The organism is Brucella sp. 22210 (assembly GCF_052045675.1).
Taxonomy (GTDB): Bacteria; Pseudomonadota; Alphaproteobacteria; order Rhizobiales; family Rhizobiaceae; genus Brucella.
Genome location: NZ_JBQEPD010000121.1, coordinates 1 through 1525, shown reverse-complemented (window position 1 = coordinate 1525; position 1525 = coordinate 1). Strand labels below are relative to the sequence as shown.

Below are 1525 nucleotides of genomic sequence, written 5' to 3'. Positions count from 1 at the left end.
TGTGCACATTATCGTACCACCGATCCAGAGCCGTAGCCGGACGGAGACCCGTAAGCGCTCTGATACGAACGGGTTGGCGTGTTGTTTTTGGATGAGACGTAATTGCCGAACGAGCCCAAAGCACTCGCGAACACCTGGCCAAGTGGGGAGTACGTCGGCGGTGCTACAAGCGAGGTCGCCTGTCCGATGGCTTGCGCGTTGACGGCTTGCGGGTTGGCGCTCGCCTCATTCAACGAATAGAGATTGGATTTTGCATTTTCGACAGTGCCGCGCAGCTTGTTCGATGCGTCGAGACCTTCATTTGCGATGTTCGTGCGCGCGTCGGCATTCTCGCGGGCCAGTTTCGCAAACGTGTCCGCGCCAACACTCGATTCCAGCATTCCGCGCCCGGCCAGTGTGGATGTCATCTTGTCGACAGCTTCGCCGTACTGCTTGTCGAGCTGCGGCATGTAGTAGCCCGAATAGTTGTCCTGGTAGCCCTTGTAATAGTTGTCGTCGAACTTGTTGAACGCCTTGTCGATGCCGATGCGTCCGAGCCCGACGTCATGCTGACGCGAGACTTCGCGCTGCTCCATACCCGCAGATGCGTCGCTTTTGATCCTGTTGGATAGCTTTTCGAACTGCGAACCTGCGCCGTACTGCGTCAACGCCGCGTCGGCCTGCGCCTGCGAGATTTCTCCGTTGGCCAGCTGCGTCTCAATCGCCGCTTTCTGGTTGAACAGATTTTTCCAGTTCTGGAAATCGCCTTCCTTATAGGCGTCGTATTGATCGCCTCCGCCGCCACCGCACATGAAACTGCACCTGTACTAGACAATCGGTGCAGCGAGGTCCGACTTTGTATTACGCTAGCTCGTTTCGGAAATTATCAAATTAATACGTGTTTGTCACGTGTATCTGAATAGTTTGGTATTTCCAACGTCAGCAATGAAGGTGAAACCAAGTGCACGCATCCACTTCGTGGCGGCCGGATGCTCAGAGCCAACGAAAGAATGAATCGGCCCGTAGCGCTTTACAGCGTCCTGCATATACTTTCGCGACGCACGAAGGGCGGGCAACCCGTTCTCGAAATACTCGGTCGTGCACAAAAGCCACGTGATTGGCCCGAGTGACGGATCGGCCTTGATGCTCAATACCGCTTGCGGTTTTCCGTTGAAATACAATGCCTTGGTGTCCCCCGCCCAAAGAAACTGCAACAGCCGGTTTGTGAAATCCTGACTCGGAAAGCCGACTTTGCTGAATTCGCCGCGGTGCTGTTCCGATAACCGGGCCAGTACGCTTTCGATATCGGCGTACATTGGAGTCGCGACATGCATCATGCTTTTTCTCCAGGTTCGTAGTGCACCGCCGTCGACGACAACGTGGCCGGGCCCGCGCGGTCGCAGACAAACTTCAGCGCAAAATGCGAGGTGCGCCCCGGCGTTTTGTTCGCGGTCAGATGGTAGGTCGTGCCTTCGTACGTGCCAACGTCGATGTAGTGCGCGGGGTTATTCGGGTCCGGAAGAATTTGAACGCGCCAACTATTTTC

Annotated in this window: 3 protein-coding genes; all 3 read right to left on the bottom strand. The window is 55.7% G+C overall.

The window, feature by feature from the left end; all coding sequences use genetic code 11:
- Window positions 1–8: 8 nt before the first annotated feature.
- A complete protein-coding gene (locus tag ACTJKP_RS26835; RefSeq protein WP_440632826.1) occupies window positions 9–791 on the bottom strand; it encodes a hypothetical protein in 783 nt (260 codons plus the stop codon).
- Between the two features lie 93 nt (window positions 792–884).
- Window positions 885–1316: a hypothetical protein gene (locus ACTJKP_RS26830; RefSeq protein WP_440632825.1), complete on the bottom strand. Its 432-nt coding sequence runs from the start codon at window positions 1314–1316 to the stop codon at window positions 885–887.
- Window positions 1313–1525: hypothetical protein (locus tag ACTJKP_RS26825; RefSeq protein WP_440632824.1), on the bottom strand; the 213-nt coding region annotated here is incomplete at its 5' end. The genes ACTJKP_RS26825 and ACTJKP_RS26830, both read right to left, overlap by 4 nt.

Bases quoted from the DNA above. Each gene is read 5' to 3' on its own strand.
- ACTJKP_RS26835 (WP_440632826.1), bottom strand. From the start codon at position 791: ATGTGCGGTGGCGGCGGAGGCGATCAATACGACGCCTATAAGGAAGGC.
- ACTJKP_RS26830 (WP_440632825.1), bottom strand. From the start codon at position 1,316: ATGATGCATGTCGCGACTCCAATGTACGCCGATATCGAAAGCGTACTG.